General features: G+C 67.3%; 26 protein-coding genes. 15 read left to right on the top strand and 11 right to left on the bottom strand.

Translation table 11 applies throughout. The annotated features are described in order from the left end of the window. Positions 1 to 81 precede the first annotated feature (81 nt). Positions 82 to 786 (bottom strand): DUF599 domain-containing protein, encoded by a 705-nt coding sequence (locus ACFSGJ_RS04955; RefSeq protein ID WP_390259889.1) that lies wholly within the window; start codon positions 784 to 786, stop codon positions 82 to 84. A 115-nt stretch (positions 787 to 901) separates the two neighbouring features. Between ACFSGJ_RS04955 and ACFSGJ_RS04950 the strand changes: the two genes are divergently transcribed. The 4 genes from ACFSGJ_RS04950 (at position 902) to ACFSGJ_RS04935 (ending at position 5,271) form a co-directional block, all read left to right on the top strand. After that, positions 902 to 2,326: an FAD-linked oxidase C-terminal domain-containing protein gene (locus ACFSGJ_RS04950; RefSeq protein ID WP_390259888.1), complete on the top strand. Its 1,425-nt coding sequence runs from the start codon at positions 902 to 904 to the stop codon at positions 2,324 to 2,326. Further along, positions 2,323 to 3,402, top strand: a complete 1,080-nt coding sequence (glcE, locus tag ACFSGJ_RS04945; protein WP_390259887.1) for a glycolate oxidase subunit GlcE — start codon at positions 2,323 to 2,325, stop codon at positions 3,400 to 3,402. The genes ACFSGJ_RS04950 and glcE overlap by 4 nt, the downstream gene beginning before the upstream one ends. A 1-nt stretch (position 3,403) precedes the next feature. Next, positions 3,404 to 4,678: a glycolate oxidase subunit GlcF gene (glcF, locus tag ACFSGJ_RS04940; RefSeq protein WP_390259886.1), complete on the top strand. Its 1,275-nt coding sequence runs from the start codon at positions 3,404 to 3,406 to the stop codon at positions 4,676 to 4,678. A gap of 140 nt (positions 4,679 to 4,818) precedes the next feature. After that, positions 4,819 to 5,271: an Hsp20 family protein gene (locus ACFSGJ_RS04935; RefSeq protein ID WP_390259885.1), complete on the top strand. Its 453-nt coding sequence runs from the start codon at positions 4,819 to 4,821 to the stop codon at positions 5,269 to 5,271. Positions 5,272 to 5,361: 90 nt separating this feature from the next. Here the strand turns inward: ACFSGJ_RS04935 and ACFSGJ_RS04930 are convergent, their stop codons facing one another. Then, a complete protein-coding gene (locus ACFSGJ_RS04930; RefSeq protein WP_390259884.1) occupies positions 5,362 to 6,840 on the bottom strand; it encodes an NAD-dependent succinate-semialdehyde dehydrogenase in 1,479 nt (492 codons plus the stop codon). Positions 6,841 to 6,923: 83 nt separating this feature from the next. Here ACFSGJ_RS04930 and ACFSGJ_RS04925 point away from each other — a divergent pair, with 83 nt between their 5' ends. Further along, entirely contained in the window at positions 6,924 to 7,748 is an 825-nt protein-coding gene (locus ACFSGJ_RS04925) for an alpha/beta hydrolase (RefSeq protein WP_390259883.1), read from the top strand. On the opposite strand, the gene ACFSGJ_RS04920 is transcribed toward ACFSGJ_RS04925, so the two are convergent. The 6 genes from ACFSGJ_RS04920 to ACFSGJ_RS04895 are packed head-to-tail and all read right to left on the bottom strand — an operon-like array spanning position 7,737 to position 14,271. Then, positions 7,737 to 8,726, bottom strand: a complete 990-nt coding sequence (locus tag ACFSGJ_RS04920) for a P1 family peptidase (protein ID WP_390259882.1) — start codon at positions 8,724 to 8,726, stop codon at positions 7,737 to 7,739. The two genes, ACFSGJ_RS04925 and ACFSGJ_RS04920, sit on opposite strands and share 12 nt — an antisense overlap. Then, on the bottom strand, positions 8,726 to 9,466 hold the full coding sequence (locus ACFSGJ_RS04915) for a glucose 1-dehydrogenase (protein WP_390259881.1): 741 nt from the start codon (positions 9,464 to 9,466) through the stop codon (positions 8,726 to 8,728). Before ACFSGJ_RS04915 ends, ACFSGJ_RS04920 begins: the two co-directional genes overlap by 1 nt. A gap of 12 nt (positions 9,467 to 9,478) precedes the next feature. Beyond that, a complete protein-coding gene (locus ACFSGJ_RS04910) occupies positions 9,479 to 10,921 on the bottom strand; it encodes an aldehyde dehydrogenase family protein (protein WP_390259880.1) in 1,443 nt (480 codons plus the stop codon). Beyond that, on the bottom strand, positions 10,902 to 12,503 hold the full coding sequence (locus ACFSGJ_RS04905) for an ABC transporter ATP-binding protein (RefSeq protein WP_390259879.1): 1,602 nt from the start codon (positions 12,501 to 12,503) through the stop codon (positions 10,902 to 10,904). The genes ACFSGJ_RS04910 and ACFSGJ_RS04905 overlap by 20 nt, the downstream gene beginning before the upstream one ends. Further along, complete coding sequence (locus tag ACFSGJ_RS04900; RefSeq protein WP_390259878.1) at positions 12,500 to 13,330, bottom strand: ABC transporter permease; 831 nt, start codon at positions 13,328 to 13,330, stop codon at positions 12,500 to 12,502. The genes ACFSGJ_RS04905 and ACFSGJ_RS04900 overlap by 4 nt, the downstream gene beginning before the upstream one ends. After that, the gene (locus tag ACFSGJ_RS04895) at positions 13,327 to 14,271 is read right to left on the bottom strand and encodes an ABC transporter permease (RefSeq protein WP_390259877.1); all 945 of its coding nucleotides are present in this window, start codon (positions 14,269 to 14,271) and stop codon (positions 13,327 to 13,329) included. Before ACFSGJ_RS04895 ends, ACFSGJ_RS04900 begins: the two co-directional genes overlap by 4 nt. Positions 14,272 to 14,558: 287 nt before the next feature. On the opposite strand from ACFSGJ_RS04895, the gene ACFSGJ_RS04890 reads away from it, so the two are divergent. Together ACFSGJ_RS04890 and ACFSGJ_RS04885 are read left to right on the top strand one after the other, a co-directional pair. Next, positions 14,559 to 15,368: a L,D-transpeptidase gene (locus ACFSGJ_RS04890; RefSeq protein WP_390259876.1), complete on the top strand. Its 810-nt coding sequence runs from the start codon at positions 14,559 to 14,561 to the stop codon at positions 15,366 to 15,368. A 156-nt stretch (positions 15,369 to 15,524) separates the two neighbouring features. Further along, entirely contained in the window at positions 15,525 to 15,869 is a 345-nt protein-coding gene (locus tag ACFSGJ_RS04885; RefSeq protein ID WP_390259875.1) for a hypothetical protein, read from the top strand. Between the two features lie 151 nt (positions 15,870 to 16,020). On the opposite strand, the gene ACFSGJ_RS04880 is transcribed toward ACFSGJ_RS04885, so the two are convergent. Further along, complete coding sequence (locus ACFSGJ_RS04880; RefSeq protein WP_390259874.1) at positions 16,021 to 17,493, bottom strand: ABC transporter substrate-binding protein; 1,473 nt, start codon at positions 17,491 to 17,493, stop codon at positions 16,021 to 16,023. 82 nt (positions 17,494 to 17,575) lie between these two features. Continuing rightward, positions 17,576 to 18,796, bottom strand: a complete 1,221-nt coding sequence (locus ACFSGJ_RS04875) for an MFS transporter (RefSeq protein WP_390259873.1) — start codon at positions 18,794 to 18,796, stop codon at positions 17,576 to 17,578. Between the two features lie 164 nt (positions 18,797 to 18,960). On the opposite strand from ACFSGJ_RS04875, the gene ACFSGJ_RS04870 reads away from it, so the two are divergent. The 4 genes from ACFSGJ_RS04870 (at position 18,961) to ACFSGJ_RS04855 (ending at position 21,780) form a co-directional block, all read left to right on the top strand. Next, complete coding sequence (locus ACFSGJ_RS04870) at positions 18,961 to 20,004, top strand: aldo/keto reductase (protein ID WP_390259872.1); 1,044 nt, start codon at positions 18,961 to 18,963, stop codon at positions 20,002 to 20,004. Then, entirely contained in the window at positions 20,004 to 20,336 is a 333-nt protein-coding gene (locus ACFSGJ_RS04865) for a hypothetical protein (protein WP_390259871.1), read from the top strand. Before ACFSGJ_RS04870 ends, ACFSGJ_RS04865 begins: the two co-directional genes overlap by 1 nt. 170 nt (positions 20,337 to 20,506) lie before the next feature. Continuing rightward, positions 20,507 to 21,265 carry a cytochrome c oxidase assembly protein gene (locus ACFSGJ_RS04860; RefSeq protein ID WP_390259870.1) on the top strand — a complete coding sequence of 253 codons (759 nt, stop codon included), beginning with the start codon at positions 20,507 to 20,509 and terminating at the stop codon, positions 21,263 to 21,265. After that, positions 21,262 to 21,780 carry a CopD family protein gene (locus tag ACFSGJ_RS04855; protein ID WP_390259869.1) on the top strand — a complete coding sequence of 173 codons (519 nt, stop codon included), beginning with the start codon at positions 21,262 to 21,264 and terminating at the stop codon, positions 21,778 to 21,780. Before ACFSGJ_RS04860 ends, ACFSGJ_RS04855 begins: the two co-directional genes overlap by 4 nt. On the opposite strand, the gene ACFSGJ_RS04850 is transcribed toward ACFSGJ_RS04855, so the two are convergent. Next, the gene (locus ACFSGJ_RS04850; protein ID WP_390259868.1) at positions 21,758 to 22,291 is read right to left on the bottom strand and encodes a DUF2231 domain-containing protein; all 534 of its coding nucleotides are present in this window, start codon (positions 22,289 to 22,291) and stop codon (positions 21,758 to 21,760) included. The two genes, ACFSGJ_RS04855 and ACFSGJ_RS04850, sit on opposite strands and share 23 nt — an antisense overlap. 36 nt (positions 22,292 to 22,327) lie before the next feature. Here ACFSGJ_RS04850 and coxB point away from each other — a divergent pair, with 36 nt between their 5' ends. The 4 genes from coxB to ACFSGJ_RS04830 are packed head-to-tail and all read left to right on the top strand — an operon-like array spanning position 22,328 to position 26,484. Next, complete coding sequence (gene coxB / locus ACFSGJ_RS04845; protein ID WP_390259867.1) at positions 22,328 to 23,008, top strand: cytochrome c oxidase subunit II; 681 nt, start codon at positions 22,328 to 22,330, stop codon at positions 23,006 to 23,008. After that, a complete protein-coding gene (ctaD, locus tag ACFSGJ_RS04840; RefSeq protein WP_390259866.1) occupies positions 23,005 to 25,557 on the top strand; it encodes a cytochrome c oxidase subunit I in 2,553 nt (850 codons plus the stop codon). The genes coxB and ctaD overlap by 4 nt, the downstream gene beginning before the upstream one ends. Further along, complete coding sequence (locus tag ACFSGJ_RS04835) at positions 25,554 to 25,859, top strand: hypothetical protein (protein ID WP_390259865.1); 306 nt, start codon at positions 25,554 to 25,556, stop codon at positions 25,857 to 25,859. The genes ctaD and ACFSGJ_RS04835 overlap by 4 nt, the downstream gene beginning before the upstream one ends. Before the next feature lie 46 nt (positions 25,860 to 25,905). Then, positions 25,906 to 26,484, top strand: a complete 579-nt coding sequence (locus ACFSGJ_RS04830) for a DUF1523 family protein (RefSeq protein WP_390259864.1) — start codon at positions 25,906 to 25,908, stop codon at positions 26,482 to 26,484. Positions 26,485 to 26,499 lie beyond the last annotated feature (15 nt).

Raw genomic sequence — 26,499 nt, 5'->3', positions numbered from 1 at the left:
GCGGGCCGCTGCCCGCCCGCGCAGACGCTGCCCGAAAACTGTGCGCGCGACAACCCTGCCCTGTGGAGTTCCTGCGGCTTCTCAGGCGCCCGGAAGGCGCGAAAGCATGACCTCGCGCGAGCGGGAGGCGAATTCCCGCCGCCACAGGACCCAGACCGTCAGCGCCGTCGAGACGATCAGCGGTACCGCGCCCACCAGCCATGGCAACGCACCCAATGCGAAATAGACCCCGCGCAGCCCGCGATTGAAGTTCCGTGCGGCGGATATGTTGATCTCGGCCGCCTGTGCCGCGCGGGCATAGGTCACCGGGTCGTCCGGTTCGTTCGGGACCGCCGCCATGACGATGGCGCAATAGCCGAACAGCCGGTGCGCCCAGACGAAGTTCAGGAAGGCCCCGGCGATGAACAGGATCACGACCATCACCTTGATTTCCAGCACCACCGCATGCGCCGTTTCCAGCGTCAGGTCCCGCGCGAGGCCCATCAGCCGTTCGCTGTTGCCCACAAGCGCAAGGCCGCCCCCGATCGCGATCATGCAGGCCGATGCGAAAAAGCTTGTGCCCTGCCGCAGGCTGTCGATGATATTGGCATCGAATATCCGTGGCTGGCGCGTCACGAAATGGCGCATCCATTCGCGGCGGTAGGCCGACATGAGCACGGCGACGGAACGGTTCGGGGTATCCTCCCGCTCGATCCGCCAGCCGATGGCAAGGCTCGAGCCCACCAGAAGGCCGAGGGCAAGCAGGTCGAGATATGAAAAGAGGCGCAGATACTCGGGCAGGATCATGGCGAAAGGCTAGCGCAGCGGCGGGATGCAGGAAAGTTTTTCCTTTGACGATAGCTGCTTGTTATGCGCCAGAATTGGTAATAAAATCTTACCATATCCAGCGAAAGGCCACCTGATGGAGATGCCCCAGCCCGATACGCGCATCCTGGCCCGCAAGGACCGGATCACCGAGCGCCTGCGCCAGGTCTGCGAGGTCATTTCCGACCCCACCGAGACGCGCGCCTATGAATGCGACGCCTTGACCGCCTATCGCTGCCCGCCGCTGGCGGTTGTCCTGCCGCGCAGCACGGCCGAGGTGTCGGCGCTGCTCGGGATTTGCCACGAAGAGGGCGTGCCGGTCGTGCCGCGTGGGGCGGGCACCTCGCTTGCGGGCGGGTCGCTGCCCACCGCGGACAGCGTGATCCTTGGGGTGGCGCGCATGACGGCGGTGCTGGAAACCGATTACGACAACCGTTTCGTGCGGGTGCAGACGGGGCGCACGAATCTTGCGGTGACAGGAGCGGTCGAGGCGGACGGGTTCTTTTACGCGCCCGACCCGTCGTCGCAGCTTGCCTGCGCGATCGCCGGGAACATCGCGATGAATTCAGGGGGCGCCCATTGCCTGAAATACGGGGTGACGACCAACAACCTGCTGGGGGCGACCGTTGTGCTGATGGATGGCACGGTGGTCGAACTGGGCGGGCCCTATATGGATGCGCCGGGGCTCGACCTTCTGGGGGTGATCTGCGGGTCCGAGGGGCAGCTTGGCATCGTGACCGAGGCGGTCTTGCGCATCCTGCCAAAACCTGAGGGCGCGCGTCCGGTTCTCATTGCCTTTGGTGCGAACGAGGTCGCGGGCGAATGCGTCGGCGACATCATCCGCGCGGGGATCCTGCCGGTCGCGATCGAGTTCATGGATCGCCCCTGCATCCGCGCCTGCGAGGATTTCGCCAGGGCCGGTTATCCCGATTGCGAGGCGCTGCTGATCGTCGAGGTTGAGGGCAGCCCTGCCGAGATCGACGACCAGCTTGCCCGCGTCACGGAAATCGCGCAGCGCCATGACCCGATAGAAATCCGGCAGAGCCGCAGCGCCGACGAAAGCGCCCGCATCTGGCTGGGCCGCAAATCGGCCTTTGGCGCAATGGGGCAGATGGGCGATTACATGTGTCTTGACGGGACGATCCCGGTTTCCAGCCTGCCCCATGTGCTGCGCCGCATCGGCGAGCTTTCGCGGGAATACGGCCTTGGGGTCGCCAATGTCTTTCACGCCGGGGATGGCAACATGCACCCGCTGATCCTGTTCGACGCCAACAAGCCCGGCGATCTGGAACGGTGCGAGGCGTTCGGCGCCGCGATCCTGCGCCTTTGCGTCGAGGTCGGCGGCTGCCTGACCGGCGAACACGGCGTGGGTGTCGAGAAACGCGACCTGATGACCGTGCAGTTCGGCCCCGAGGACCTTGAGGCGCAGTTGCGTGTCAAGGATGTCTTTGACCCTCGATGGCTGTTGAATCCCGCCAAGGTTTTCCCCCTTGCCGTGACCGAGGGGCGCCGCGCCGCATGATCGTCCGCACCGAAGAGGATCTGGCGGCCGCGATCCGCCGTGCCATCGTGCCCCTGCGCATCCGGGGCGGCGGCACGCGGCCCATCGGCAATCCCGTTCAGGGCGCGCCGCTGACGGTCGGGTTGCGCGGCATCACGCTTTACGAACCCGGCGCGCTCACGCTTGTGGTGCGTGCCGGTACGCCCGTGGCCGAGGTCGAGGCTGCCCTTGCCGCCGAGGGGCAGCGCCTGCCCTTCGAACCGATGGATCACCGCGCGCTTCTTGGCACCCAGGGTGAGCCGACGATCGGCGGGATCGTCGCCGCCAATGTCTCGGGCCCGCGCCGGTTGCAGGCGGGTGCCTGCCGCGACAGCCTGATCGGCGTCCGCTTTGTCGACGGGCGTGGCGATGTGATCCGGAATGGCGGCCGGGTGATGAAGAACGTGACCGGCTATGATCTGGTCAAGCTGATGGCCGGCAGCCACGGCACACTTGGGGTTCTGACCGAGCTTTCGTTCAAGGTCCTGCCCGCCCCCGAGGCACAGGCGACGCTGGCCGCCGATCTTCCGCTGGCCGAGGCGGTGCCGCTCATGGCCGCCGCCCTGCGTACACCCTATGAGGTCACGGGCGCGGGCTGGCGGGCGGGCCGGGTCTTTCTGCGGCTGGAGGGGTTCGCGGCCTCGGTCGCCTATCGCGTGGAACGGCTGGCGGCGGAACTGCCGCTGTCGCTCTGGCAGGGGGCGGACCCCTGGCCTGGCCTGCGCGACGTGACCGATTTCGCGGGCCGAGCGGGCGATGTCTGGCGCATCTCCTCCAAGGCGACCGATGCGCCGGCCCTTGCCGCGCGCATCCCGGGTGAAGTCGTTCTCGACTGGGGCGGGGCGCTGATCTGGGCGCTCGTTCCGGCGGGCACCGACCTGCGGGGGCTTCTGGGCGGTTTTCAGGGTCACGCCACCCTGATCCGTGCCGATGAAGAGACGCGCGCCGCCCTGGGCGCCTTTCATCCGGAATCCGCGCCGGTCGCGGCGCTTGCAGCTGGGCTGCGGCGGCAGTTCGACCCGCGCGGCATTCTCAATCCCGGGCTGATGGGGGCCTGACATGCAGACGACCTTTACGCCCGAACAGTTGCGCGACCCGGCCATCGCCCGCTCGAACGAGATCCTGCGCGCCTGTGTCCATTGCGGATTTTGCACCGCGACCTGTCCCACCTATCAGGTGCTGGGGGATGAGCTGGACAGCCCCCGCGGCCGCATCTATCTGATCAAGGACATGCTGGAATCCGGGCGTCCGGCCGATGAAAAGACCGTCAAGCATATCGACCGTTGCCTGTCCTGCCTGTCCTGCATGACGACCTGTCCCTCCGGCGTGCATTACATGCACCTTGTCGATCACGCGCGCGAACATATCGAGGCGACCTATCGCCGGCCGTGGCACGACCGGGCGCTCCGCTGGCTGCTGGCGCGGGTGCTGCCCTATCCGATGCGCTTTCGCCTTGCGCTCGCGGGCGCGCGGGTCGCGCGGCCTCTTGCCCGGCTGATCCCCGATGCGAGACTGCGGGCGATGATCGCGATGGCGCCGCGCCGGGTGCCGCCGGTCAGCCGCAACGACGATCCGCAGGTCTTTGCCGCCAAGGGCACCGCGCGGATGCGCGTCGCGCTCTTGACCGGCTGTGCGCAACGCGCGCTCAACACCGATATCAACGATGCGACGATCCGCCTGCTGCGGCGGCTGGGATGCGAGGTGGTGGTGGCAAAGGGGCAGGGGTGCTGCGGCGCGCTGACCCATCACATGGGGCGCCGGGATGAGGCGCATGGTTTCGCCGCCGCGAATATCCGGGCCTGGAGCGATGCAGGTGTGGACAGGGTTGTCATCAACACATCCGGCTGCGGCACCACGGTCAAGGATTACGGCCATATGTTCCGCAATGACCCGCTTGCCGCCGAGGCCGCCGAGGTTGCCGCGATGGCGCGCGACGTGACCGAGATCGTGGCGGAACTCGGCCTGCCGGAAGGAGCGCCCAAGGGGCTGCGGGTGGCCTATCATGCGGCCTGTTCCCTCCAGCATGGCCAGCGGGTGCGCGGAACGCCCAAGGACCTGCTGACCCGCGCGGGGTTTGACGTGGCAGAGCCCGCGGACAGCCATCTCTGCTGCGGCTCGGCCGGCACCTACAACCTGCTGCAGCCCGCGATTTCGGCCCAGTTGCGCGACCGCAAGGTGCAGACGCTGGAGGCCCGGCATCCCGACATCATCGCCGCGGGCAATATCGGCTGCATGATGCAGATCGGGCAGGGCACCGCCACGCCGGTCGTGCATACGGTCGAATTGCTGGACTGGGCCGCGGGCGGACCCAAACCGCGCGCACTGAACCCCTGAAATGAACCCCCGGGTTGAACCCTTGACAGGCCTGCCCACGCTTCCCACCTGAGGATCATCCCGGGCGCCAACAGGGTCCGGGGTTCGGCCCGTCCCATGCGGGAGGGCATAACATACATCGCTTCTTCAGGAGGATGACCATGCGCAGCTTTGATCTGTCGCCGCTTTACCGTGCAACCGTCGGGTTCGACCGTGTTGCCGACCTTATGGACCGGGTTCTGTCGACCGAGGTCACGCAACCCACCTATCCGCCCTACAACATCGAAAAGACGGACGAGAACGCCTATCGCATCTCGCTCGCCGTCGCAGGCTTTACCGCAGATGAACTGACGGTCGAGGTCAAGGAAAACGCGCTTCACATCGCGGCCCGCAAGGCTGATGAGGATGAAGGCCGCGTCTACCTGCATCGCGGCATCGCGACCCGCGCGTTCGAGCGCCGGTTCCACCTTGCCGACCATGTGCGCGTGACCGGCGCGACCCATGCCGACGGGATGCTGCATATCGACCTCGTGCGCGAAATGCCCGAGGCGCTGAAGCCCCGCCGGATCGAGATCGCCTCGGCCCCGCAGATCGAGGCCCGGCAGGTGAACTGATCCCGCCACATCCCGTTCAGGGGAAATGACGAAGGGCGTGCCGCGGCACGCCCTTTTTTGCTGTGGTCAACGCCTCAGGTCAGACGCCTCTCAGATCGAGGTGCAGATATACTTCATCTCTAGGTAATCCTCGATCCCGTGACGGCTGCCTTCGCGGCCCAGCCCCGACTGCTTGACCCCGCCAAAGGGTGCGACCTCGGTCGAGATGATGCCGGTGTTCACGCCGACGATCCCGTACTCAAGCCCCTCCTGCACCCGGGTCACCCGCCCGATGTCGCGGGCATAGAAATAGGCGGCAAGGCCGAAGATCGTGTCGTTCGCCAGCCGGATCGCCTCGGCCTCGGTCTCGAACGGAAAGAGCGGCGCGAGCGGGCCGAACGTTTCCTCATGCGCGACCCGCATCGACTGGGTGACGCCGGTCACGACGGTCGGCTGAAAGAACGTGCCGCCAAGTTCATGGCGCTTGCCGCCCGTCACCACCTGCCCGCCATGGTCGAGCACGTCCCGGATATGCTCCTCGACCTTCCCGACGGCATCCTCGTTGATCAGCGGCCCCGCATCCACCCCGTCCGACAGGCCGTCGCCGACGCGCAGCTTGTCCACCGCCGCCGCCAGCTTTTCGGCAAAGGCGTCATAGACGCCGGTCTGCACATAGATCCGGTTGGCGCAGACGCAGGTCTGGCCGTTGTTGCGGAATTTCGACGCCATCGCGCCCTTGACCGCCTCATCCAGATCGGCGTCGTCAAAGACGATGAAGGGGGCGTTGCCGCCGAGTTCCATCGAACATTTCATCACCTGATCGGCGGCCTGCCGCAAAAGGATGCGGCCGACCTCGGTCGATCCGGTAAAGCTCAGCTTGCGGACGATCGGGTTCTCGCAGAATTCCTTGCCGATGTCCGAGGCGCGGTTCGATGTGATGACCGAGAAGATGCCCTTCGGCAGGCCCGCCCGTTCCGCGAGCACCGCGATGGCAAGCGCCGAAAGCGGCGTTTCCGACGCCGGGCGCGCGACAAAGCCGCAGCCGGCGGCCAGGGCCGGGCCGCATTTGCGCGTGATCATCGCGTTGGGAAAGTTCCACGGCGTGATCGAGGCCGCGACCCCGATCGGCTGGCGGATCACGGTGATGCGCTTGTCGGGCATGTGGCCGGGGATGGTTTCGCCATAGACGCGCTTGGCCTCTTCGGCGAACCATTCGATGAAGCTGGCGCCATAGGCGATCTCGCCCTTCGCCTCGGCCAGTGGCTTGCCCATTTCGGCGGTCAGGATGCGGGCCAGATCGTCCTGGTTTTCCATCATCAGGTTGTACCAGGCGCGCAGGGTATTCGCGCGATCCTTGGCGGTGCGCGCGGACCAGACGCGCTGTGCCTCCTCGGCGGCGGCGATGGCGCGGGCGGCCTCGGCCCGGCCCAGATCGGGGACGGTGCAGATCACGTCGCCCCGGGCGGGGTTGCGCACCTCGAACGTAGCGCCATCGTCGGCCTGCACCCACGCGCCCGCGACATAGGCGTCGGTGACAAGCAGGGACGGGTCCTTGAGCATTGCGCGCAGATCGGTGACGGTGTCGAGCATCGGGGCCTCCGTTCGTGGTTGCCATATTTCGTTTGCCGCGATTGGATACCCATGCCGTCGCAATGTCCAGTGAGGGAATGGAGATGGAACGACCCGCGCCCGACAGCCCCGCCGTCCGGCATGACCTGACGGATCTGGACGACGCCTATTCAAACGCGGCCCATATCCCGGACGGACCCGGCTATCCCGCCCGCTGGGCCGCGCGGGCGGCGGCGTTCCGGGCCGAACATCCGCCGGTGGAACTGCGCTATGGCGACGGCGCCCGGCAGGTCATCGACCTGTTTCTGCCGCAGGGTGCGCCGCAGGGGGTGATGGTCTTTTTCCACGGCGGCTACTGGCTGGCATTCGGGCCGCGCGACTGGTCGCATCTGGCAGCGGGCGCGCTGGCGCAGGGCTGGGCGGTGGCTGTGCCGGGCTACACGCTTGCCCCCGCTGCCCGGATAACCGGGATCGTGGCCGAGGCGGCGCAGGCGACCGCGCGGGTCGCGGCCGAGGTTCCGGGGCCGGTGGTGCTGGCCGGGCATTCCGCAGGCGGGCATCTGGTGGCGCGACTGGGATGCGCGGATATGGCGGCGGCGATGCCCGGTGTCGGGGGGCGGTTGCGGCGGATCATGCCGATCTCCCCGCTCGCCGATCTGCGGCCGCTTTTGCGGACCTCGATGAACGCGGATCTGCGCCTCGACGCGGCCGAGGCTGCGGCGCAGAGCCCCGCGCTTTGCCCCGCGCCCGAGGCCCGGGTGCAGATATGGGTCGGCGCGGACGAAAGGCCCGCCTTTCTGGATCAGGCGCGGCTTTTGTCCGAGGCCTGGGTGGCGCCGCTGCATCTTGCCCCGGCCCGGCACCATTTCGATGTGATCGATCCCTTGGCCGAGCCCGACAGCCGGATGGTGCAGATCCTACTCGGCTAGGTCGCGCCAGCAGGGCAAGAGGTCCCCGGGCAGGGACGTCGCGCAAAAGACCGCCCGGGCGATGGCGCGCGCAAGGCAGGCCGCCGCCGCATGACCCAGCCGATAGGCATCGGCCACAGGATCGGCCAGCGGCCTCTCTCCGGTCGCGGCGGCAAAGACCAGATCGCCGTCCAGCGGCGTATGGCTCGGCACCACGGCGCGCGCGATTCCGTCCTGCGCCGCGATGGCCATGCGCGTCGCCTGCGCCTGTGTCAGCACCGCATCGGTCGCGACGATGGCGATGGTCGTGGCGGCGCGCAGCCCCTTGGTGGGGGCCGGTTCCGCCCCGGCCGGAAAGCGGCGCGGCAGCGGGATGGCGCCGAATTCCTGCCCAAGCTCCCACGGGGCGGCCCAGAAGGCGCGGCTGCCCGGCACGATCGGAGATCCCACGGCATTCACCGCGACCAGCGCACCGACCGTCATCCCGTTTTCCAGAACGGCCGAGGCTGACCCAAGCCCCCCTCGCAGCCCCTGCGTCGTGGCCCCGGTGCCGGCCCCCGCCGTGCCAAGCGCGAAATCCGGCCCCGCCGCGTCCAGCGCGGCCCGCCCAAGCGCCTTGTAGGGGTTCTGCACCCAGCCCTTGTCGCCGCCATTCGTCAGGTCAAAAAGGATCGCGCCCGGCACGATCGGCACATGATGCCCGCCGATCCGATACCCCCGGCCCATCTCGCGCAGCCGGTCGGCCGCCCCCGACGCCGCATCGAGCCCGAAGGCCGAACCGCCAGAGAGCACAAGCGCGTCGACCTCCTGCACCAGACGGTCGGGGGCCAGGAGATCCGTTTCCCGGGTTCCGGGCGCGCCACCCATGACGCTGACGCCGGCGACGAAAGGGCGCTGCGCCACAAGGACCGTGCTGCCGCTTTTGAGCGCCAGATCCTGTGCATTGCCGACCATCAGGCCGGGAACGTCGGTGATGAGGTTGCCCGCGCCGGGCCGCATCAGATGCAGCGCCCGCCATCGACCTCCAGCGCGACGCCGGTGATCATCGACGCCTCATCCGAACAGAGGAAGGTGGCGGCATTCGCCATATCCTCGGGCGTGGAAAACCGGCCCAGCGGAATCGTCGACAGGAAGCGCGCGCGCATTTCCGGCGTATCCTCGCCCATGAAGGATCGCAGCAGGGACGTTTCCCCGGCAACCGGGTTCAGCGCATTGACCCGGACGCCAAAGGGCGCCAGTTCGACCGCCATCGCGCGCGTGGCCGTGATCATCCAGCCCTTGGAGGCGTTGTACCAGCTGAGCCGGGGGCGCGGCGACACGCCCGCCGTCGATGCGATGTTGAGGATCGCGCCCCGCCCGGCGGCCTTCATTCCCGGCACGATATGGCGGGCGGTCAGGTAGACCGACTTGGCGTTGACGGCGAGCACGCGGTCGAATTCGTCCTCGGCCACATCCTCCATCGGTTGGGGCAGATGGGTGATGCCCGCGTTGTTCACCAGAATGTCGATGGTCCCGAACATGTCCCGCGCGGCGGCGGCCATGGCGGCGACGCTGTCGTTCTGCGCCACATCGACCGTCTGCGCGATACCTCCGACTTCATTCGCGACCGTCTGCGCGGCGGCTGTATTGATATCGGCCACCATGACGCGCGCGCCCTGGGCCGCGAACATGCGCGCGATCCCCGCGCCAAAGCCCGACCCGCCCCCGGTGACGATGGCCGTCTTGTCCTTCAGTCGCATCGACTGTCCCCCCTAGCCGTGATGTGCCGCAACGGTCTTGAGCGTGGAAAAGCCGTAAAGCGCCTCAAAGCCCTTTTCCCGGCCATGGCCCGATTTGCCGCGCCCGCCAAAGGGCAGTTCCACCCCGCCGCCCGCGCCGTAGTTGTTCAGGAAAACCTGCCCCGCCCGCAGCCCCCGCGCCAGCCGCATGGCCCGCGACCCGTCCCGCGTCCAGACCGAGGCGACAAGGCCGTAATCGGTGCCGTTCGCGATCTGCAGCGCCTCCGCCTCGGTCTCGAACGGGATGATGACCTGCACGGGGCCGAATATCTCCTGCCGGGCCAGCGGATGGTCCGGCGGCACATCATCGAGCAACAGGGGCGCGACATAGCTGCCCCCGGCAGGCGCATCGTCGATGATGCGGCCCTGCCCCGCGACGGGCAGTCCGTCAGTCTGGGCGATGAACCCCTCGACCAGCCCCTTTTGCCGGGGCGAGATCAGCGGGCCCAGATCGTGATCCGCCAGCGCCGGTCCGGCCCGCAGTGCGTCGAACCGCGCGCCCATCGCCTCGGCCAGCCGCTTGTGCAGCCCGCGCTGAACCAGAATGCGCGAGCCCGCCGAACAGGTCTGCCCCGCATTCTGGATCGCGCCATTGACCAGAAAGGGCAGCGCCGCATCGAGATCGGCATCGTCAAAGACGATCTGCGGCGACTTGCCCCCCAGTTCCAGCGTGACGGGGATCACGTTGCGCGCGGCGGCCGCCTGCACGGCAGCACCGGTCGCGACCGACCCGGTGAAAGAGATATGGTCGATCCCGCCATGGCCTGCCAGCGCCGCGCCCGCCTCGGCGCCCAGTCCCGGCACGACATTCAGCGCCCCGGCCGGCAGCCCCGCCTGCCGCGCCAGATCGGCAAAGGCAAGGGCGGTGAGGCAGGCCTCCTCGGCGGGTTTCAGGACACAGGCATTGCCCATCGCCAGCGCCGCGCCGACCGACCGGCCGATGATCTGCATCGGATAGTTCCACGGGATGATATGCCCCGTCACCCCATGGGGTTCGCGCAGCGTGTAGACGGTGTAGCCGTCAAGATAGGGGATCGTCTCGCCCATCACCTTGTCGGCGGCGCCGCCGTAGAATTCCAGATAGCGCGCCAGCGCCAGCGCATCGGCCCGGGCCTGCCGCAGGGGCTTGCCCACGTCCTGCGCCTCGATCCGCGCCAGCGTTTCGGCGTGATCGGCGACCAGCCCGCCCAGCCGCGTCAGCAACCGCCCGCGTTCGGCGGCGCTCAGCCGTCCCCAGTCGTCCTGCAGTGCCGCGCGGGCGGCCGCGACGCCTGCGTCGATGTCGCCGGCGCTGCCGCGCGCGATCTGCCCGATCCCGGTGCCGTCCGAAGGGTTCGTGACCGGCAGGTGATCCTGCGCCGCCTGCCATCTGCCGCCGATGAACAGCCGCGACGGATCAAACCAGAGCTCCTGCATCCCTTGCCCTCCAGTCCTGCGGGATCTGCGGCGTCGCCGCGATCAGGGTCTTCGTGTAGTCATGGGCCGGATCGGCAAAGACCGCCTCGGTCGGCCCGTCCTCGACGATCTGCCCCGCGCGCATGATCATCACGCGGTCGGTAATCGCCCGCACCACCGACAGGTCATGACTGATGAAGAGGTATGAGAGGCCGAGCCGGTCCTGCAACCCCGCCAGCAGGTCAAGGATCTGCGCCCGCACCTGCACATCGAGGGCCGAGACGGCCTCATCCAGAACGATCAGCCGGGGCCGGATGATGAGCGCGCGGGCAATCGCGATCCGCTGACGCTGCCCGCCCGAGAACTCATGGATATACTTGTTCATGTCATCGGGCATGAGGCCGACGTCCCGCAGCGCCTCGGCCACCCGGTCGCGCCGGTCCGGGGCCGGGCGCAGGTGAAAGGGTTCCGCGATCAGGCGGGACACCTTGTGGCGCGGGTTGAAGCTGCCATACGGGTCCTGAAAGACCACCTGCACCTTTGCCCTCAGATCCGGGGGTACGCGCCCGGCCAAGACCTCTTGCCCGTCAAGGGTGATGCGGCCGCCCTGCAGCGGTTCCAGCCCCAGGATCGCGCGGGTCAGCGTGGATTTCCCGCAGCCGGATTCCCCCACGAGGCCCAGGCTTTCCCCCTGATGCAGGGCAAAGCTGACGCCGCGTACCGCATGAAGCCGGGGCGCGGGGCCGAAGAGAGTGCGACGGGGCAGGGTGTAGTCGCGGACCGCCCCCTCGACCTGCAGGACGGGCGTGGCGGGATCTGCGGGCCTTGCCGGTTGCCGCACGGGCCGGTGATCGGTCGCGGCGAAGAGCCGCCGGGTATAGGCGTGGCGGCGCAGCCGGAACACATCGCGCGCGGCCCCGTCCTCGACGATCCTGCCGTGCTGCATGACCGCCACCCGGTCAGCGAGGCCCGCGACCACCGCCAGATCATGGGTGATCATGAGCAGCGACATCCCCTCGGCCCGGACGAGATCGCCCAGAAGCGCGAGGATCTGCGCCTGCGTCGTCACGTCGAGCGCGGTCGTGGGTTCGTCGGCGATCAGCAGCCGCGGGCGCAGGGCCACGGCCATCGCGATGCAGACCCGCTGGCGCTGCCCGCCCGAGAGTTCATGCGGATAGCGGCTGGCGGGAAAGGCCTGCAGGCCGACGCGGTCCAGCCGGTCGCGGGCGGCGCATTGCGCCTCGGCCCGGCTGGCCGCGCCGTGGATCATCAGCGTTTCGGCCACCTGATCGCCGATGGTCTGCATCGGATTCAGCGCCGTCATCGGTTCCTGAAAGATCATGCCGATGTCGCGGCCCCGGATGCGCCCCATCGCCCGGTCGTCCAGTGCGGTCAGGTCCTGCCCGTCCAGCAGGATCTGCCCCGTGGCCGTCGCACCACCCGGCAACAACCCCATCACCGCAAGCGAGGTCATCGACTTGCCCGACCCGCTTTCGCCCACCAGCCCCATGATCTGGCCGGGCTCCAGCGCGAAACCGATATCGTTCAGGATCGGCGTGCCGTGGATCGCGACATTCAGGTTCCGGACGTGCAGCAGACTCATCTCGCGCGCCTCAGGCGGGGGTCGAGGATGTCGCGCAGCCCGTCGCCCATCAGGTTCAGGCCCAGCACCGTCACCACGATGGCAAGGCCGGGGACCAGCGCCAGATGCGGCGCGAGGGTGATCATCGTCTGTGCCTCGGCCAGCATCCGGCCCCAGCTCGGCGTCGGCGGCTGCGCCCCGAGGCCGATATAGGACAGCCCGGCCTCGGCCAGGATGCCGAGCGAGAACTGGATCGTCGCCTGCACGATCAAGAGGTTCGCGATGTTGGGCAGGATATGTTCGACCGATATCCGCAGCGCGCCCTTGCCCGCCACCTGCGCCGCCCGGATATAGTCGAGCGTCCAGAGCGACAGCGCCGCGCCCCGCGTGACCCGCGCGAAGACCGGCGTGTTGAAGATCCCGATGGCGATGATCGCGTTGAGCGCCGAGGGTCCGAAGACCGCCGTGATCAGGATCGCGATGACCAGCGCGGGAAAGGCAAAGATCAGGTCGTTGCCGCGCATCACCACCTCATCCACCAGACCGCCGCGCCGGGCCGCCGCCAGAAGACCCAGCGGCACGCCAAGCGCCATGCCCATCCCCACCGCGACGATGGCGACGGCGATCGAGGTGCGCGCCCCCACCATCAGCATCGACAGCACGTCCCGCCCGAAATGATCGGTTCCCAGCAGATGCGGCATCCCGGGGGGCAAGAGGCGGGCGGCGATATTCATGCCCGCCACCGGATAGGGCGTCCAGAAGAACGAGACGAGCGCCGCAACTGCCGCCATGCCGGCCAGCCCCGCCCCGAGGATCAGCGCGGGCGGCACCCGCACACCGCCCCTCATCGCCGCCTCAGGCGCGGGTCGATGGCGGCATAGGCCAGATCGACCAGAAAGGTCACAAGGATGACGGCAAAGACCAGCAGCATTACGACGGATTCCACCACGATCAGGTCGCGCTGGGTGATGGCCTGAAAGATCAGGCGGCCGAGACCCGGCAGGAAAAAGACATTCTCGATGATGATCGCCCCTGCCAGAAGGAACGAGAATTGCAGCCCGAGGATCGTCAGGACCGGGATCATCGCATTGCGCAGCGCGTGCCGCCGGATCGCCTGCGGGCGGCTCAGGCCCTTGGCGCGGGCGGTGCGGATGAAGTCCTGATCCAGCACCTCCAGCACCGCCGAGCGCATGACCCGCGCAAGGATCGACGCCTGCGGCAGCGCCAGTGCAACGGCGGGCAGGGTCAGCGCGGTGATATTGGGCCAGAACCCGGCCTCCCACCCCGGAAACCCGCCCGAGGGGAACCAGCGCAGCGTTATGGCGAAGATCAGCACCAGGAGCATCGCGAACCAGAAATTCGGCACGGCGATGCCAAGCTGCGTCACCCCCATGATGCCGTAATCGGTGGCCCGCCCCCGGCGTGCGGCGGCGACCAGCCCGACCGGCAGCGCGATCACGGTCGAAAGCAGCATCGCATAAAGCGTCAGCGGCAGTGACACCCCGAGCCGCGCCGTGATGAGATCGGCCACCGGCACGCGATAGGTGTAGGAGGTGCCGAAATCGCCCGAAAGAAGCCCCGTCACCCAGCCGAGATAACGGGCGAGCGGCCCTGCCTCCAGCCCCAGGTCGCGACGCAGGGCGGCGACGGTTTCGGGCGCCGCGTTCATGCCAAGCATGTAGGCCGCCGGATCGCCGGGGATGACCTCGATCACCGCAAAGATGACGATGCTCGCCAGCAGAAGGCTCAGAACGAGCGAAATCAGTCGGTTGAGGACGTAGCGGATCATCGTGCTCCCGCGGGTATCGTGGCAGAGGTTATGCGCCGTGGCGGGCGGGGTCCAGCAAAAGCTGACCCGCGCGGGCAGGGCGCTGCAACTTGCCGGTTCTTTGGGCAGGGCGGCCCGATGGCTTGCGTCCGCTCCTTGCCCGTGGCGTGTCCCTGGGGGCACGGCAACGCGGCCTGTGCCCGCTCGGGCGCTGGCCCGGGGTTGACACCCGTGACCGGGCGTGACGGTTTCGCGGAACCGGCGTCTTTCCCGTGGGTTATGGCGTAGCAGATAAGGATTGATCCTCCATGAGATTCATTCGCAGTCATTTCGCCGGGGCCGGCTCGGCCTCTGTCACGGCACCTGTCTCGGCGCCTTCCTCCTTCCTTCGGCTCACGCTTCTGGCGGCCTGTGTCGGCCTCGCGGCCTGTTCCGCGCCGCCCATGCCGCAGGAAGAGCTTCCGCCGGAACCGGTCATCGTACCGGGCTATGAAGAGGTGCAGGATGGTCGCCATTACATCCCGCCGGTGCCCGCCGAATACCTCGACCCGGTAAACCAGCGCCAGATGGTCGCCTATGCGGGAACCGAACGGCCCGGGACGATCGTCGTCGATCCCTATGCGCGGTTCCTTTACCTTGTGACCGCCCCCGGCGAGGCGATGCGCTATCGCGTGGCGGTGGGCCGGCAGGGGCGGGGCTTCAGCGGCAATGCCGTGATCGGGCGGCGCGCCGAATGGCCGAGCTGGACGCCGACCGCCAACATGATCCGCGTCGATCCCGACATCTACGGCCCCTATCGCGCCGGTCTGCCCGGCGGGATCGAGAACCCGCTGGGGGCGCGGGCGCTTTATCTCTATCGCAACGGGCGCGACACGATGTATCGCATCCACGGCACGAACGATGTCGCCTCGATCGGCAATGCCACCTCGGCCGGGTGTATCCGGCTTTTCAATCAGGACATCATCGACCTTTACGAACGCGTCGGGTCGGGCCAGCGCGTCCGCGTCCGGTCCGAGGCCGAGAGCCGCCGCCTGGAAGGCCCGCAGCCTGCGCCGACCGTTCTTGAAACGCTGCAGGTGCCCCCGCCCGAAACGGTCGAGGTCAGCGCGGTGCAGTGAGGCGTCAGGCCTCTTCCATGAAGGCCAGGTAAGGCGGCGGGTCGACCCGCCGCCTTTCTTCGTTCCGGACCTTGCCCGATGCTGGGACAGTCCTCTGGAACCGGCGCCGGGATGATGCGTTCAGCCGGTGACAAATCATACGACACCGGAGGAGACATGCCCGATCACCGCAAGGAGGAAGCCCGCGCCCTGAGCCGCGACGAACGCGACCTGGCGCTGCGCGCGCGCTATCCCGTACTCGGGCGGCTCGGGGATGGAGAGTTGAACGACCTGATCGGCCGCCTGCGCGACCGCCGCGACCGCGCCAAGGAAATCGCCAGCCGGCAGCGGCGCGAAATCCGGGGCAAGGGCCGTCCCTCGAGCACTGTGCCGGCTGCGGCGGACGGCGGCAGCCAGAGCAAGCTGCATTACCTCAACTGCGCCCTGCGGCGCGCGCAGGAAGAGGTGCGGCGCCGCAAGGATGTGGAAGACCTGCGCCCGGGTCGCAGCATCGCAGGCTGACGCAGGGAAGAGAAAGCCAGCCTTGGGGTGATCGTGGCAAGACGGCCCCGGTCAATGCGCCAAGGCAGCGAAAGGCCCCGGACCATCGTCCGGGGCCTTTCCGTAGTCACCTCGTCGTCTTTGCCTTCGGCATTCGGTGGCTGCGCGGCGCCTACTGCGTCCAGCGCACGCCCGTCAGGTCGTTGGCGGGGACGGGGGCGTTTTCCCACAGTCCTTCGATGGCGGCATTGGCCACCCCCGTCTTGGCAAGCTGAAAGAGGAACCCGTTGACATGATCCTCGGCGATGACGCGCTGCGCCTCTTGCAGCAGGGCACTGCGCCCGGCGGGATCGGTGGTGGCGCGCAGATCGGCCATGATGCGCTGCATCTCGGGGTTGTCATAGCCGAAGTAATACTCGGGCCGGGCATAGATGTTGATGTCCATCGGCTCGGTATGGCTGATGACGGTCAGATCGAAGTCGTGGCCGGAAAAGACCTGTTCCAGCCACTGCGCCCATTCCATGTTGGTGATCTGCGTCTGGATGCCGACCTCGGCCAGCTGGGCCGCGATGATCTCTCCGCCCCGGCGGGCATAGGTGGGGGGCGGCAGCATCAGCCGGAGCGTCATTCCCTCGGCCCCCGCCTCGGCCAAAAGGGCGCGGGCGCGGTCCGGGTCGTGGGGGGACAGGTCGGTGAGGTCCAGATAGTCCGGGTTGTGCGGCGCGAAATGCGTGCCGATGGGGGTGCCATAGCCGAACATCGCGCCGTTGATGATGTCTTCGCGGTTGATCGCATGGGCAATTGCCTCGCGCACGCGGGCATCCGAAAGCTGCGGGTGGGCGTGGTTCATCGACAGGATCGTCTCACCCTCGGTCGAGCCGACGATGACGGAAAAGCGCGGATCGGCCTCGAACTGCGCCAGCGTTTCGGGGGCGGGAAAGTTCGGGAAGGCGTCCACATCGCCCGCCATCACCGCCGCGAAGGCCGCCGTCGGGTCCGCGATGAAACGGAAGGTGGCGCGGGCCAGCGCGGGCGGTTCGCCCCAATAGCCGTCATAGCGTTCCAGTTCGATCCGGTCGCCCTGCATCCAGCGGACAAAGCGGAACGGTCCGGTCCCGACCGGGTTCGTCGCGTTCGTGTCCGCGCTGTCCGGCGAAAGGATGACGGCGTCACCCCAGGCCATGTTGAACAGGAACGCGCCGTCCGGTTCCGACAGGCGCACCTCGACCGTGGCGGGGTCGATCACCGTCACCTCGGCAATGGCGGCGAAAAGCTGCTTTTGTGCGTTCGTGCTGTCCTCGGCGCGGGCGCGATCGAGCGTGAACCTGACATCCTCGGCGGAAAATTCCGTGCCGTCGTGAAAGGTGACGCCTTCTTGCAGGTGGAAGGTATAGGTCAGCCCGTCTTCGGAAATCTCCCATTCACGGGCGAGCGCGGGAAGAACGGAGCCATCCGGCCCGAAGCGCGTCAGCCCCTCATAGATGTTGGCATAGGTGACTTCGCGGATCGCGGCGGCAGCCCCGGCGGTGGGGTCGAGGTTTGGCGGCTCGAGCACCATGCCGAGCGTGATGCTGTCCTGCTGGGCCCAGAGCGGCGCGGCACTCAGCGCCACTGCGGCGAGGGCCAGTTTCATTCGGATGAACATGCACGTTCCTTCCCTGTTGCGGTGCCATATCTTTGACATGTTCCGCGAACCGATCAAGCGTCGCGGTTGGACGGTGTGCGGGTCAGGATCGCCGCCGCCGCCGCAACAGCCGCCCGATCAGGAAAGAGGTGCGCGGCGTATAGACATAGCCGGTGCGTTCCTGGGGGGTGGGGCGGGCGCGCATCCGGGCGATGCCAAAGGCGACCAGCCCCACATGCGAGAGGGCGAGGAACAGGAACATGCCCGAAGGGCCGAAACTCCCGATCAGGATCGAGGCGACAAGGGGGCTCGCGATCGCGCCCACGGCGTAAAGGAACATCAGCGCGGCCGAAAGCTCCACCCGCTCGCCATCCTCGGCGAAGTCATGGGCATGGGCGGCCGAGACGGAATAGATCGGAAAGGTGGTAACGCCAAAGAACCCGGCGGCGGCAAAGACGGCCACCGCGCCGGCCCCGGACAACAGGATCGTCAGCGCGCAGGCAACGACCGAGGCGGCGGAGAGCCAGATCAGCACCAGCCGCCGGTCGAACTTGTCCGCGAGCCAGCCCACCGGCACCTGCGCGACCGCGCCCCCCAGCACGTAGGCGGCCAGAAACAGCGCGATCAGGTCGGTCGAAAGTCCGACCGCGATGCCATAGACCGGCCCGACCATCCTGAACGCCGCGCCCGAAATCCCGGATATCACAACGCCGAGCGCGCCCAGGGGCGAGTGTTCCCAGGCCATGCGGGGCCGGAGGCGCGGGGCAGGGCCGGTTTCGGGCGCCGCCGCCCGACTGAGCGTCAGGGGAAAGAGCGCCGCGCAGCAGAAGAGCGCAAGCAGGTTGTAGGAGACGTAGGAGGCCGGCGCCAGAACCCCGATCAGCAGCTGCGCGCCAAGGCTGCCGCCGATATCCACGACGCGATAGACGCCCATCGCGCGGCCGCGGGTCTCGTTCGTGACCTTGGCCTGTAGCCAGGCCTCTATGATCGTGTAACAGCCGGCAACGCACAGGCCCGATGCCATGCGCATCACCGCCCAGGCGAAAGGGTCGATCACCAGCATATGCGCAAGGATGCCGATGGTCCCTGCGGCGGTAAAGGCCGCGAAGGCGCGTGAATGGCCGACCGACCCCATCAGCCGCGGCGCCCACCAGCAGCCGATGAAGAAGCCGAGGAAATGCGCCGAGCCGAGCATCCCCACCTCGGCCGCGCTGAAGCCCAGCACCACGCCCGAGATCGCATCGAGCGGCGCAACCCCACCCGAACCGAGTTGCAGAAGAACAGTCGAGATGAAGAGGGCGGCAAAGGAGATGAGCAGTCGCATTTGCCCGGTCTCGCGCGGGATTGGGATACCGTCTGTCCAGCAGGCGACATTTTCGGTCGCATTGCGTATTTTCCGGGCATCCGGATGCAGACCGTGCATCGCGGCCCTTGCCCTTGGCCCTGCAGCCGCTAGGGTCCGCCCGAAGCAACGAAGAGGATGCTCTCATGAGGAAAGTTCCGCTGGGCCGTTCCGGCCTGATGGTGTCCGAGATCTGCCTCGGTTCCATGACCTGGGGCACGCAGAATACCGAGGCCGAGGCGCATGACCAGATCGCCATGGCCGCTGAACACGGCGTCAACTTCATCGACACGGCCGAAATGTATCCGACGAACCCCGTCGCCGCCGAGACGATGGGCCGGACCGAGGAGTATATCGGCAGCTATTTCGCGGCCTCGGGTCGGCGGGATGACTGGATCGTCGCGACCAAGATCACCGGCGAGGGGCAGAAGGCGGTGCGCGATGGCGCGCTGATCACGCCCCAGACCTTCACCGAGGCTGTCGAAGGCTCGCTCCGGCGGTTGCGGACGGATGTGATCGACCTCTATCAGATCCACTGGCCCAACCGTGGCTCCTACCACTTTCGCCAGCATTGGGATTACGATCCGTCCGGCCAGGACCGGCAGCAGACGCTGGACCATATGCGCGCGATCCTCGAAACCGCGCAGGGGCTGGTCGAGGCCGGCAAGATCCGGCACTTCGCGCTGTCGAACGAAACGGCCTGGGGCACCGCGCAATGGCTGCGCCTGTCGGATGAGACCGGGCTGCCCCGGGTGCAGTCGATCCAGAACGAATATTCGCTGCTTTGCCGCCATTTCGACACCGACCTGGCCGAGCTTTCGGTCAACGAGGATGTCACCCTTCTGGCCTATTCGCCGCTGGCCACCGGGCTTCTGACCGGCAAATACGCGGGCGACGTGATCCCCGAAGGGACGCGCCGGTCGCGCAACGCGACCCTTGGCGGGCGGATCACCCCGCGCGTGTTCGAGGCTGTTGCCGCCTATCTGGGCATCGCCAACACCCATGGGCTCGATCCGGCACAGATGGCGCTTGCCTGGCTGCGGGCACGGCCCTTCCCGGTCATCCCGATCATCGGCGCCACGAACCTCAACCAGCTTGCGACAGTGCTGACCTCGGTTGATCTGGATCTGGGCGATGCGGTTTTGCGCGATATCGGGCGTGCCCATCGCGCGCATCCGATGCCCTATTGATGCGGCGCCTGTTCCTCCTGCCGTTCCTCTGGCTTGCCCAGCCCGTCCTTGCGGGCGGGCCCGAGGGTGTCTGGGCCCACGATCCCGACTGGTGCAGCGACCCGTCCATGCGGATCGAGATCACGGAGAGCGAGATCATCGGGCGCGAGAACACCTGCGAGATCACCGGGCGGACCGAGATCGAGGGGCTGTCCGCCCAGCATCTGTCCCTGCGCTGCATGGGCGAGGGAATGGTCTCCGAAGAGGAGCGGCTGATCCTGATCGGCGAAGACAGCCTCTGGCAGTGGTTCGGTGCGGGCGACCCGCTCATCTTTCACCGCTGCAGCGAATAGCCCCTGACCCTGCAACCTGCCCGATCGCGACAGCGGGCAGGAACCAAACCCCACTTGCCCGCGTTCCCGTTCAAGGCGGTTTCACGGCGACGTGAGGGCCTTCGGTGAATTTTGTCTGACGAATTTGCAATGCAGATTTCGGGGCGGATTTCGGAAAGGGCGGGCAGGGAATGACGGGCACGACCACGGGGGCGGCGATTGCCTATTGCGGCAGTCCTCCTTCACCGGCGGATCTGATGGGGGCGTGGAACCTCGATCCGGTTCTGATCGCGGCCCTGCTGATCTATGTGCCGGTTGCGCTGCGGTATTCCGCCAACAGAAATGCGGCCTTCGGGGCCTGGGCGCTGGCCTGGCTCTTCTTCGTTTCGCCGCTCTGCGCGCTCACCTCGGCGCTGTTCTCGGCGCGCGTCCTGCATCATGTCGTGCTGATCGCCGCAATTGCCCCCCTTCTGGCCGTGGCCTTCCCGAACGTGCTGCGGCGCGGGCTGCCGGCGGGCGCGGTCTTTCTGGCGCATCTTGTCGCGCTTTGGGTCTGGCACGCGCCCGGGCCCTATGCCTGGGCCTTGTCGACGGTCTGGGGCTACTGGTTCATGCAGGCGACGCTCTTGCTGACGGCATGGGCGCTCTGGCATGAGGTCCTGCGCCCGCAGGCGGCCGCGATGCCGCTGGCGCTGCTGTTGGGGACGGTGGGGCACATGGGCCTTCTGGGTGCGCTGCTGGTCTTTACGCCCACGCCGCTTTACGTGGCCCATTTCGCCACGACCGAGGCCTGGGGACTGCAGCCGCTTGTCGATCAGCAACTGGCGGGCCTGATGATGTGGGTGCCGGCGATGCTGCCTTATCTTGCGGTGGGCACCCTGATCGCGCTGCGTCATTTCCCGTCCGAGGCCGAGGAGCCCGGGATGCCGTCCGAAGAGTTCCGGCAATGACATGGGACATCGTTCTGTGGCTGACCAAGTTCGCCCATGTCTCGGCCATCGCGCTTTGGGCGGGGGGGATGATCGTGCTGCCGTTCCTCTTTCGGCAGCGCAGCCATGTCGAGGGTGACGAAGAACACCGCCTGCACCGGCTGACCCGGTTTCTCTATGTCACGCTCATGTCGCCTGCGGCGTTCATCGCCGTGGGCACCGGGATCGGGCTGATCTTTCTGCGCGAGACGTTCGTGGAATGGTTCTCGCTCAAGCTCGCCGCCGTGGGCGTGCTGGCGGGGATGCATGTCCTTTCGGGGCTTCTGGTGCTCAAGCTTTTCGACACCGACGAACGGGTGAAATTCGGCTGGCCGCGGACATGGGTCATGACGGTGGTCAACCTGGGTGCCGTCGGCGCGATCCTGTTTCTGGTGCTCGCCAAGCCGGGCCTCGACGCCAACCGGATCGCAGAGATCTTTGCGCCGGGTGCCCTGCGCGAACTGGTCATGCCGCTTATTGCTTCGGTGACACGATGATGCCCACGCCATGATCGAAGACCAGCTTGCCCCCATGCCAGCCCGCCAGCCCCGTGAATATCATCGCCAGAACCGAGAGACCAAGACCGTGAGGCAGAACGTTGTCGGCATCAACCAGGCGGACCCCCCAGTTCGCGGCAAGGATGGACAGAAGGGTCATCGCCGCGATGGCATGGGTCCAGCTTGCCACGCGCACGCGGATACCCTTGACCAGCAGCAGTTCGGCCGTTCCCGCGATGCCCGCCGCGACACCGCTGGCAAAGGCGCCACCCACCGCCCAAAGACCCACGCGCTGCCAGAACGGATCGCCCGTCCACCAGTAGAACACATCCGCGGCGAGCGTTCCGGCCGCGAAGGCGATCGGGAAATGGACCATCATGGCATGAATCGGGTGCCCGACCAGCGCGATGGCGGATTGCGTGTCATGGGCGCCGACCTCGGCCATCACAGGGTTGGTGCCCCCGTCTTCGCGCTCTTCCTCCGGGATCTGGTCCTTGTCGGTCTCGGTCATCTGCGCGGGTCCCTGTGGCTGGCCCGGCCGGGGGCGATGATCGTCGTGCCGGGGCTTGTTGCGGGCTGCGATGGCCCCTTTTCGACGTTAGAACCGCGCGGGCCGGTGGCAAGTTCCATCGCGCAACTCTGGTGGGGGATGCTGGCGGGCTCGCTGATCCTGCTGGCGCTGGTGCTGCTGCTCTTTGCCTTCGTCATGCTGTTTCCGGCCCGGGCCTCGCGGATCTCGGGGCGGCGCTGGATCATCTGGGGCGGGCTGGGGCTGCCGGCGCTGGTGCTTCCCCCTCTGGTCGGATGGGCGCTGGTCGCGGGCGAACGCATCCTGCCGCATCCCGGTGCGAATGTGATGGTGGTCGAGGTCGAGGCCTGGCAGTTCGGCTGGACCTTCCGCTACCCCGATTACGGCGACGTCACGACCGACAACATCCTGCACCTGCCCGTGGGACGTCCGGTCGACCTGCACCTGACGACGCGCGATGTGATCCACGGCTTCTGGATTCCGCAACTGGGCGGCAAGCTCGACGCGATCCCCGGGCATGTGAACGTGCTGCGCCTTCAGGCCGATGAAACCGGTGTCTTTGCCGGCCAATGCGCCGAGTTCTGCGGGACCGGCCACGCCTTCATGCGCTTTGACACCTATGTCCATCCGTCCGAGGATCTGCCCGCGGCGCTCGGGTTTGCCCAAGAGGCGAACGAGGAAGAGGGGGCGCAGCCATGACCGATACATCCACCCGGCCAGGTCCCGTCGGCTCCGATCCTGCCCGGCCCGATCCTGTCAGGCTGCACAAGGACCTGTCGCGTATCTGGGCCGTCGGTCCCGGCTGGCAGCGGCTGGCGGCGGTGAACCATACGGTTCTGGGCCTGCGCTTCATGATCACGGCCGCGGTCTTTTTCGCCATCGGCGGGGTCCTGTCGATGATGATCCGGGCGCAGATCGCGACGCCCCATTCCGGATTCCTCCCGCCCGAGCTTTATAACCAGATCTTCACCATGCATGGCACGGTGATGATGTTCCTCTTTGCCATCCCGATGCTGGAGGGGCTGGCGATCTACATGTTGCCCAAGATGCTGGGCGCCCGGGACCTCGCCTTTCCGCGGATGACCGCCTATGGCTATTGGTGCTACCTCTTGGGCGGGTCGATCCTGGTCCTGTCGATGGTGTTCGGCGTAGCCCCCGACAGCGGCTGGTTCATGTACACCCCCCTGTCGTCGAGCACCTATTCCCCCGGCATCAATGCCGATGTGTGGTTGCTGGGTGTGACCTTTGTCGAGATTTCGGCCCTGACGATGGCGGTCGAGCTGACCGTCTCGATCCTCAAGCTGCGGGCGCCGGGCATGACGCTGGCGCGGATGCCGATCTTTGCCTGGTATATCCTTGTGACGGCGCTGATGATGGTGGTGGGGTTTCCGCCGCTCATCCTCGCCTCGATCCTTCTGGAGGTCGAGCGCGCATTCGGCCTGCCGTTCTTTGACGCGACGCGGGGGGGCGACCCGCTGCTGTGGCAGCACCTGTTCTGGCTTTTCGGTCATCCGGAGGTCTATATCATCTTCCTTCCGGCGGCCGGGGCCATCTCCACTATCGTGCCGACCTTTGCGCAGCGCCCGCTGATCGGCTATCGCGCGGTCATCGTGGCGCTGGTGGCGATGGCATTCCTGTCCTTCGGCATCTGGGTGCACCACATGTTCACCGTGGGCATTCCCCATCTGGCGCTGGCGTTCTTTTCCGCCGGCTCCGCGCTGGTGGCGGTGCCGACGGCGGTGCAGATCTTCGCCTGGCTGGGCACGCTGGCGCAGGGGCGGCCGCGCTGGGATGTGCCGATGCTTTACATCTTCGGCTTCTTCTTCGTCTTCGTCGCGGGCGGGCTAACGGGGGTGATGCTGGCGATGGTGCCGTTCAACTGGCAGGCCCATGACACCCATTTCGTCGTCGCCCATCTGCATTACGTTCTGGTCGGCGGCTTTGTCTTTCCGATGCTGGCGGCGCTGTATTACTGGCTGCCGCATGTCACGGGCCGCCAGAGCGTCTATCGCCTCTCGGTGCCGGCGTTCTGGCTGATCTTCATCGGCTTCAACATGACCTTCTGGCTGATGCACCTGACCGGGTTGCGGGGGATGCCGCGCCGGGTCTTCACCTACACGCCCGAAGATGGCTGGGCGACGCTGAACCTCTTGTCCTCGATCGGCGGGTTCATCCTGACCATCGGCTTTGCGCTGGTCGCGATGGATATCCTGCTGCAGGCGCGGCACGGGCGGCGTTATCGGCGCGATCCGTGGCGGGCGGGCACGCTGGAATGGGCGATGCCCACGCCGCCCGCGCCCTATGGCTTTGCCTCCATCCCCGAGATCGGCAGCCGGGCCGACCGTCTGGCGGTGCGCAAGCTGGGGCAGGAACTGGCGGCGGGCCGGGGCTATCTGGGGCAGGCGCGCAACGGCTGGCAGGAAACGCTGGGCGTTCACATGACGACGGGGCGGCCCGATCAGGTGGTGATCCTGTCGCAATCGACCCATCTGCCGTTCTACACCGCGCTGGCGACCTGCGTCGTGGTTCTGGGGCTTTTGTTCAAGCTCTACTGGCTGTCGCTTGCAGCGCTGCCGGTCGTGCTGGGCCTGATGATCTACACCGCCCAGATTTCCGGCCTGCGGCACGATCAGGGGCCGTTGCCCATCGGGCACGGCATCAACGTGCCGCCCCATACCGAGGTTCACGGCGCGCCGCCCTGGTGGGCGCTGGTGGTGGCGCTGCTGGCGGACGGGACATTCTTTGTCTCGCTGATCTTCGGCAAGCTCTATCTCTGGCTCGTGGCCGCCAACTGGCCGCCCGCCGCCGTGATGGAGCCTGACCTGATCCTCTCGGGCGTGATCGTTCTGGCACTGGTGCTTGCGCCGCTGACCGCACGGGGCGCGATATGGTCGAACCGGCGGGGCGGCGGCATCATGATCTGGCTGATCCTGTCGGCCGTCGCGGTGGCGGTGGCGCTGGCGGGCTCGGGCATGGCCATCGGCGGCGTGCCCGATCCCTTTGGCCATGCCCATTCGGCGACAAGTGCGGCGACCTTGGCCTATATCGTGCTGCATACGGGCATCGGGCTCCTGTTCCTTCTGTCGAACGGGCTGCGCCGGGGGGCGGGGCGGATCTCGCCGCGCCGGGGGCTCGATCTGCGGCTGACGCGGCTTTGGCTCGACTACACGGCGGTGACGGGCGTGGTCGCGGTCGCCATGGTGCTGGTGATGCCGTTGATCGTGCCGATCTCGGGGGTGCAGCCATGATCGAGCGGCCGGCAAGATACCTCTGGCTTGTCGTGGGCTTTGGCCTTTGGGCGACGGCGCTGACCGTCATCTACAGCTATCATGCGGTGGGATGCGCCTATGGCTGGTCGCCCTTTGCCCTGCGCGCGGGCATCGGCGCCGTGCTTCTGGCCCATGTCGTGGTGATCTGGTGGCTGATCCGGCGCTGGCGCGGGGCCGAGGGCTTCCTGGCCACGCTGACGCAATGGTCGCTGGTCGCTGCGCTTGTGGCGACGGTGTTCAGCTATGCGCCCCTGGTCGTGCTGACGACGTGCCTGCCCTAGCCGCGGACGCCCCGGGCTGCTACCTCTGTGCCGTGGAGGTGCGCCGATGCGATATGTGAAATGGGCAGTGATCGGGATCATGATTGCGGTGGTCGGGGGCTTTCTGCACTACACCCTGCCGCAACGCGATATCGTGCGGATCGTCGGGATCGAGAACCGGCGGATCGACACCGCAAGCGGCAGCGGTTTCACGACGGCAAGCGGGACGCGCGACGTGCGTTTCATCCTAGCCGTGCGACCCAACGGCCGGGAAATGGTCTACCGGAACGAGGATACGGGCTGGGGCTGGCCGCCCTATTTCAAGTTCAACAGCTCCACCCTTCAGGCGCGGGCGCAGAATTACGTCTCGAACGCCGCGAACCCGCAATGGGTCGCGATCACCCATTACGGCTGGCGGTTCGAGTTCGTGTCGATGTTCCCGAACGCGATCCGCATCCGCCCGGTGGCGGGGCCGGATGTGACGATGGTCCCTTGGGTCAACATCGTCATCCTGGCGCTGTTCGCGCTGGCGGGCATCCTGATCTGGCGCTGGTGGGTGCGGTTCCGCGAAACGCGGCTCGAACCGTTCTGGGATCGCCGTGCCGAGCGGCGGGACGCCCGCCGCCGCGCCCGCGACGGCCACTAGCCCTGCGGGCGCTGC

Source organism: Halodurantibacterium flavum (assembly GCF_042681825.1).
Classification (GTDB): domain Bacteria; phylum Pseudomonadota; class Alphaproteobacteria; order Rhodobacterales; family Rhodobacteraceae; genus Halodurantibacterium; species Halodurantibacterium flavum.
This window is presented reverse-complemented; position numbering and strand designations above follow the sequence as displayed.